The organism is Streptomyces jumonjinensis (genome assembly GCF_009600885.1).
GTDB lineage: Bacteria > Actinomycetota > Actinomycetes > Streptomycetales > Streptomycetaceae > Streptomyces > Streptomyces jumonjinensis.
Genome location: NZ_VCLA01000162.1, coordinates 4,728 through 11,529, shown reverse-complemented (window position 1 = coordinate 11,529; position 6,802 = coordinate 4,728). Strand labels below are relative to the sequence as shown.

Annotated in this window: 8 protein-coding genes; 4 read left to right on the top strand and 4 right to left on the bottom strand. The window is 66.7% G+C overall.

The window, feature by feature from the left end:
* The coding region (locus tag FF041_RS38090; RefSeq protein ID WP_194292141.1) for a hypothetical protein at positions 1-281 on the bottom strand (281 nt) is incomplete at its 3' end.
* On the opposite strand from FF041_RS38090, the gene FF041_RS23430 reads away from it, so the two are divergent.
* Positions 258-614, top strand: a complete 357-nt coding sequence (locus FF041_RS23430; protein WP_323392491.1) for a hypothetical protein — start codon at positions 258-260, stop codon at positions 612-614. The two genes, FF041_RS38090 and FF041_RS23430, sit on opposite strands and share 24 nt — an antisense overlap.
* Before the next feature lie 500 nt (positions 615-1,114).
* On the opposite strand, the gene FF041_RS23425 is transcribed toward FF041_RS23430, so the two are convergent.
* Both FF041_RS23425 and FF041_RS23420 read right to left on the bottom strand, forming a co-directional pair.
* Positions 1,115-2,767 carry a hypothetical protein gene (locus FF041_RS23425; RefSeq protein ID WP_323392489.1) on the bottom strand — a complete coding sequence of 551 codons (1,653 nt, stop codon included), beginning with the start codon at positions 2,765-2,767 and terminating at the stop codon, positions 1,115-1,117.
* A 7-nt stretch (positions 2,768-2,774) separates the two neighbouring features.
* Positions 2,775-2,978: a hypothetical protein gene (locus tag FF041_RS23420; protein WP_153524638.1), complete on the bottom strand. Its 204-nt coding sequence runs from the start codon at positions 2,976-2,978 to the stop codon at positions 2,775-2,777.
* Between the two features lie 348 nt (positions 2,979-3,326).
* Between FF041_RS23420 and FF041_RS23415 the strand changes: the two genes are divergently transcribed.
* Positions 3,327-4,250 carry a DUF4238 domain-containing protein gene (locus FF041_RS23415; RefSeq protein WP_153524637.1) on the top strand — a complete coding sequence of 308 codons (924 nt, stop codon included), beginning with the start codon at positions 3,327-3,329 and terminating at the stop codon, positions 4,248-4,250.
* Positions 4,251-4,259: 9 nt separating this feature from the next.
* Here the strand turns inward: FF041_RS23415 and FF041_RS23410 are convergent, their stop codons facing one another.
* A complete protein-coding gene (locus FF041_RS23410) occupies positions 4,260-4,775 on the bottom strand; it encodes a hypothetical protein (RefSeq protein WP_153524636.1) in 516 nt (171 codons plus the stop codon).
* A gap of 621 nt (positions 4,776-5,396) precedes the next feature.
* On the opposite strand from FF041_RS23410, the gene FF041_RS23405 reads away from it, so the two are divergent.
* Together FF041_RS23405 and FF041_RS38085 are read left to right on the top strand one after the other, a co-directional pair.
* Positions 5,397-6,029, top strand: coding sequence for a hypothetical protein (locus FF041_RS23405; RefSeq protein ID WP_153524635.1), 633 nt, complete (start codon positions 5,397-5,399; stop codon positions 6,027-6,029).
* Positions 5,996-6,802: hypothetical protein (locus FF041_RS38085; protein WP_194292139.1), on the top strand; the 807-nt coding region annotated here is incomplete at its 3' end. The genes FF041_RS23405 and FF041_RS38085, both read left to right, overlap by 34 nt.

Here is a 6,802-nt window from a genome sequence, read left to right as displayed (position 1 = left end):
AGGTCTCCGGAGGGGGCGGCGAGGTCCGTTTCCTCCGTCTCCTCCCAGGGGCCGGGGTCGGGGCCGGGGTCGGCGGAGGTCAGGTGCACGGAGAGCAGGACGGTTCCGCAGTCGATGCCGGTGAGTACGCATGCGGTGTCGGAGCATGCGCCGATCAGTCCGTCGCCTTCGTAGGCGTGGTCGATCGCCTGCTCCAGGCGCTTGCCGGGGGCCTCGGACAGGATGCCTTCGGGGGCGAGGAGCGGGAAGGGCAGCGCGTGCCAGCGGCCGTGCGGCGGCACGCCCGCACCAGCGCCTTCGCCGAGGCGGAGAAGGTCATCTCGTGTCTGCTGTCCGACCCTGGGGTGCGGGAGGCGCGGGCGCAGGTCGAGGCTGCGGAGGCGGAGTTCGGTGTGGAGCTGTGCGCCCGTCTCCAGCCTTTTCAGGACCGGTACGACCAGGCGGTGCGTGACGGCGACGCGGCCCGGCTCGCCGGGATCTGTGCGGGCAAGCACGGTCGCTGGGGGCGGATCTGCGTGCTGGACGACGGTCACGAGATGGAGGAGCCGCACTGGGGTCGCAACAGCGAGGGCCGGCCGGTCGCGTGGGTGGGCAGCGCCCCCGACGACTGGTGAGAGAACACGATCACGGCGCCGCTTCCGGACCAGTGTGGGCGGGGTCGTGAACACCGCAGGAAAGGGCCCCGGGCGCGCTGTGCGCCCGGGGCTGTTTCGCTGTCCTGGGCCGGCGGCAGCCCGGCCCAGGGCCTACACACACAGGGCGATGCGATGCCGCTGCTCACGGCATGGCATCGCACTGGTGCTCGCATAGACCCTGGGATCCTGGGCCGCTCCCCCCGCTGCGTGAACTGCGTTGCAACCGAGGCGGGTTCGGCAAGACGGTTCAACTGCGTGCAGAGAGCGTGTACGAGGCAGGCACGGTTCCGGGAGCAGCGGACACCGCCTTCCAGCGGCGCGGACAGCCGTCCGTCGACTCTGCGGAGGACGACTTCGGCGGTCCCTGGGCAGGCAGCAGCTCCCGGAGGGTAATGGCTTCGGCGATGCTCTCCTGGGCACTGGTGATCTGGATCAAGACGGGCCGGGGCAGTGCCGAAGCCGGCACTGCCCCGGCCTGTTCAGTTCTCTGCATCCGCCTCTTGCCCGCCAGCGAGTTCGGCAAGGCCGTTGAGCGCCTCGGCAGTGAGGCTGAGGAGTTTCACGAACTGCTCGTCCGGTTGAAGTTTGTCCAGGCCTGCGCGAACGAGCGTGGTCTGCCAGTCCTTGCTTCGCGGATGCGCGACTCCAGTCGATCGGAGGCCCTGGAGCAGGCGTAGCGGGCCGGTCAGTGGCACGGGGTCTTCGGCAAGTTCCTTCACCCATGCCTCGATGCAGTTGATCGTGGTGCCCTTTGGATCAGCGCCGGGCAGCTTCCGAATGGCCTTGACGTCGAGGTAGTCGATCACGCCCTTGGCGAGCGTGAGGATCTGGTTGTCGGTCTCCTGCTGCTCGCTGCCCGTGGGCATGTGCAGTCCGTCGAACGCGATCTTGTCGGCGGCGTCCCAGGGGCGGTAGATCTCTTGCCCTGTGACTCGGGCCAGCGCGGTGCTGAACTGCTGTCGTGCTGTTTTCAGGCTTTGTAGGGGATTAGAGGGCCCGTCGTACCACTGGCCGAGTATGTCGCGCCGGAACCGGACTTCGTCCAGACCACCGTTCGGGGTCTCGTTGAAGCTGAGCCAGTGACCGCGCTCCGCGCTGGGGAGGTCGCGTCCGAGATCTCCGAGGTAAGCCTCGACGAGGCCTTCTTCATTGCGGCCGATGCTCATGCCCCAGAGTCCCAAGCAGGTGAGCCGGGTGTTGTCGAGCTGGTAACGGGAGGGTTCCGAGGTGTACCGGCGCAGGACGTCGCGACGGAAGTAGACGGGAGTGAGGTAGTGGGGGGTACCACGGTCGTTGAAGTAGTCGCTCAGTTGGTCGGGGTCGCAGGTGGAGACGATCGGCTGTCCGGTGGCGGCGTCCACTCCGATCGTGAACTGCGGGTACTGCTCGTGCCGGGGGTAGGGGTAGCTCAGATCGGCCGGGGCCATGTTCAGCGGCAGGATGAGGTGCTTGCCGAGGAGCCGGACGAAGCCCGGGAGCTTCGCAGATCCAATGTCCCCGCTGTGGAAGACGTAGTGGTGGCGGTCTGACCGGTCGATCGCGTCGATCTTGGGATCAGGTACTTTTTCGATACGGGTCACCCGGTCGTATTGCACGACGAGGAAGCGTTGGCGCGCGGCCAGGTAACGGCGCAGAGGGAGCGCGGCGATCTCGACGATCAGGTCCGATTCGGTCTGCCGGATGCGGACGAGGTCCTGGTCACGGCCCGCCTCATCGAGGTAGTACCAACCGCCGTCCTTGCGCGGGACAGCCTGGAAATACCACAGGAAGGAAGGGATGAACTCGATGATTGGCTCCACGTGCGGCTGCTGGTGGAGACGGCGCTGAATGAAGAACTCGGAGTGGTGCGCGTCGTCGGTCAGACCGTCGTCGAAAACGAGCGCGCCATCGCCGTTCTCGTAGGCGCTGGCGCTTCCCAGGAATCCGTGGGTCCATGACGCCTCGGCAAGTGCGTGCTCCGTGCCCGCCTTCGTGGTCAGATAGCTGCCGAGCCCCAGATCGCGCTGGTCCAGGGCTGTGTGGAGGACTGTGACCCATTCGGTCGGGGTGGGGTTGAGGCCAGCCAGGTGGGCCTCGGGCTTGGCTTGCTCGGGCAGCCCGTTGTTGCTACCGCGCTTGTATGTGATGGCCACGGGAGAATTAGTCCTCGATGATGCGGTAGTGGGTATCCACCTTGAGGCCTTCGTTCCGGTGGATGAACCACAGGAGATGGCACCCAGGTTCCGGGGCGCTCCACTCCAACTGCGAGTCCGCGGGATAGAACGCCTCAGCAGCTGCTTCGGCTTCGGCCAGCGTGCCGAAAACGCCCTCCGGCCTCTCTGGTCCGATCAGTCTGTACTGCATCCGCAGGCCCCCTTCGTTGCCACAACTTGCTGCTGGCAGCGCAGCCTAGCCCGCCCCTGTGACAGTCATGGGTGACGCGACTTCGGAGTTCCTCACGTTCAGAGGAGTCCTGGCGTCCGTACATGGAGATCACCTCGATGATTGAACCTCTGCGAGGGGTGCCTAGGGCAGCGCGTGGTGCGTCGGTAGCTCCTGGGTCATTCGCAACCCGCTGGACACTGCTCAGAGCCAGGACTCCCCACGGTCCCGAACCGCCGATTCCATCTGTCTGCTCGGATTCCGTCTGCCGTTACGACGGGGCGGTCAAACCCTTGGCCCGTACACCGGGCACTTGGCAGAATCTGGTGGGTGAAGGCAGCTCACATATCCAGGCAGCACCTCGTCTCCCAGGTCCTCATCAAGCAGTTCGCCATGCCTGGGCCGAAGGCCAGCGGCGAGCAGGTATTGCCCTTCGACGTGTGGAACCCGGAACGCCAACAGAAGCTGAAGGGCCCCAGGGCGTGCGGCGCGGCCAAGGACTTCGTGGCGTTCGACTCTCCGTCCGCCGAGGCCCTGTGGGGATCGGTGGAAGCGCGTGTCCCCTCCGCTCTCGCAGCTGTGAAAGCCGGCACTCCGTTCGCCGACCCCCGGCACGTCGAGGTGCTGCGCGACCTCGTCGTACTCCACTATGTACGTTCACACCGCTATCGCAGCGTGTACACCAAGGCGTTCGAGACTGTGAGCGTGGATGTCCGCGGCAAGCTCGTCCGTTTGTTTCCCGAGCAGCTCCGCCGTGAGGCGCTGCGCCAGACCGGTCTCCATCTGCCTGGCTCCGGCTCCCTTGGTGCCTTTGCCGAACGTCTCGTCGAGCAGTCCGAGGTTACCCAGCGTTTTGAAAGCGGAGAGCTGTTTCGCACGAGCATCGAGAACATGTTCAACAAGGTGCGTGCCAAAGCGGCGAAGTGGCATCTGGAGGTGCTGACACCGGAGAGTCGGCAGTTCCTGATCGGCGACAATCCAGCGGTGAGCGTGCGTACGGACATCAGACCCTTCTCGCACGGCATGGCTTTCGGGGACGCACACTCCATCGTCCTGCCCGTCGGTCCCAGGCGCCTGCTGGCCCTTGCTCCGGAGAACATGATGGGCAGCGTCCCCAGGGCCGTCGTCGACGAACTCAACGCTGTGCAGATCCTCGCTGCCGACCGCTACGTCTACATGCACCCGCAGAGTCAGCTGGAGACGTTCGCCAGAACCGCAGCGAAACGGCGGCAAGTTGCCCGTTCCCATCACTGAGTGTCGGCTTCAAGGATGTCCGACCCAGGCCTCATGGTGAGAGGCGACATACAGTTCCTCGCGCAGGCGGCCGAGCAGGACACCGACGCGCGTTCTGCCCTCGACGACCTGCAGCCCGGTGTCCGACGGGTCCAGAAGCCGTCGGTCGATCAGAATCGGCGGGCGCAGCCACGTCCCGTGGTCTTCCCAGCGCCGGCCAATCTCCGGGGGTCGTACCGAGATCCAGTGCACCGGATTGTCGGCGAAGCTCTCGATACAGCCGGCATCGGATGCTCCGGTCGGTATGCCGTGGAAGTCCGCGGTCGGGATCGTCTCCAGCCGCCACGTGATGTCGCGCAGGTCGAGGCCGCCGTAGTCGTACACGAAGGCGGCGTTGTCGCCGTGGTCGAAGAGGAACTGTTCGAGGACGTCGTCCGGCCACTGCAGCGACTCCAGTGCAGGGTCGGCACGGAAGTCACCAAAGGTGAAGCTGAGGGCGTGGTGTCTGTGGCGCGCCGTCAGCGGGCTGAGGTCGGTGAGCTTCATACCGCCAGGTCTACAGGAGATTGTCGATGGTGTTCCCGCTGCCCGGCTCCCACTGCCGGGTCCTGTGGCCTTGGGTGTGCGCGGGGGTGGTTGGATCGGGCGACTTTCATGGAGCCGGGCCTCGAAGATGTCATGGCTGATCCCCCAGGGCCCGTGGCGTGTCCGACGTGAGATCAGCTCTCGCTGTCCGTCGAGCGGTCAGCCAGCTGACGACGTCGGCGTCGGCCATGACGACCGCCTGCGTCTCGTGGACGGTGCTCTGCTGGACGACGTGGAAGCGGCCCGGGTGCCTGCTCGGCTCCGGGGCTGGGTCGGATCGGCCAATGTCGCAGCTCGCCGGGCGGCGCGGTCCGCACGGAAAATGGTGTTCGCTGCATCGAGCAGCCGTGTCTAGTCTCTCCGTGAAGGCGACGGGTTCTGGTTCCTCCTCGCCGACGGAAAGGGGAGTGGCACATGGCTCCGGCAGATCCACGTGACGGGCGACAGGCGGCAGTGAATGGGGCGGAGCCCTACCTCGGTGCCGGGGCGCCGTTCGTGAACCCGGTCTCCGACGGAGGACTTCGTCGCTTCCAGCCGTCCAAGGGCCCCCACGGGGCCGGTCCGCGCCAAGCGTGGGACCAGATGCACAAGGCCGGACAGCAACGGCCCCGACTGCTCGCCGAGATCTCGCAGACGGCACTGGCAGCGGACCCCGTCATGCTCTACAGCAGCCTTCATGTGCTGGACGCCATGCGCCGGTCACATCTGGCGGGCAGCGTCATGTTCGGCAGCGACGCGATGGTGGAGTTTTACGGGGGACTGGTCACCGCGATGACTGCGGAGCAGGTTCTCCAGCGGCTCGGTGCCGTTTTCCACCCGCAGGCGCTGTTCGACCTGGACCGGCTGCTGCGCGAGTACGCACGATCGGAGAACCTGGTCCATCAGGCCAGGGTTCTGCGTGAAGGTGCCGCCGACCGGCAGGCGAGTGTTCTGCACATGCTGCAGATGGAGCAGCGCTTCGACCGGATGCAGGGCTACCCCGCACAACTGCGCCCGATCTTCGAAGAGATCGTGGTCCCGCTGGCCGACCAGGCCCGTGCGGGCCTAGGTTTCGCTCTCCACCAGGCGCTGGAGGCCGCCGACGCCTATCACGCCCGACGGACCGCGCAGTTGGACGAAGCCATGGATGCGTTCGAGCATGCCTCCGCCGACCTGCGGCCGTCCCCGACAAGGACCAGCATGTGCAGGTGGCGGCCGCGCTCACGGCAGGAATAGCCCTGTTCGGGGCCGCGCCCGTCGAGGACGATCTGCCCGGCGTGCTGGCTGCGGATCTGGGTGTTCCCCACGAGGAGATGGTCCGCTTGGTCGCCGCGCTGACGACGCCGCTGGGCAGCCAGCCGGGACTACGCGAACTCGGTGACACCAACACGCTGCGACGCCGACCGGTCGTCGGCCTGGACACCGAACGCGGTCTGTGGGCGCGCCCCGGCGACTTTCTGCACGAGGCACTCGACTGGGCCGCGGAAACCTGTGGCGATCACCCGGACCTGCTCAAGCGCTTCGACAAACGACGTCAGGACGTCTGCGAAGAACACGCCAGCCGCACCCTGGCCGCGGTGTTCGGGGACGCCTGGGTCCATGCTGGCGCCACCTACCCGGCACCGGGGAACCCGGACATCGACGCTCTTGTCGCGATGCCGGGGGCGCTCCTCGTCATCGAGGCCAAGGGCGGGCGCTTCACCGACCCTGGCCGCAGAGCGGCGCCCGGCCGGGTGAACAAGAAGATCCGTGAGTTCGTTGACAAGGCCCTGGCGCAGAACGCGCGGACCATCGCCTACCTCGGCGCCGATGCCAGTAGCCTGCGGGATCGGAACAAGCGCCGCCTCGTGCTGCCGGACCACCTCCCGCCTGCCGTGTCGGTGATTGTCACCCTCGACCGCGTGGACCCGTTCGCCACGCACCTCCCCGACGGCGGCAAACGGCACGCGGAACCACCGGACGGCACTTGGCTCGTCGCGCTGGCCGACCTCGTGATGGTCGCCGACATC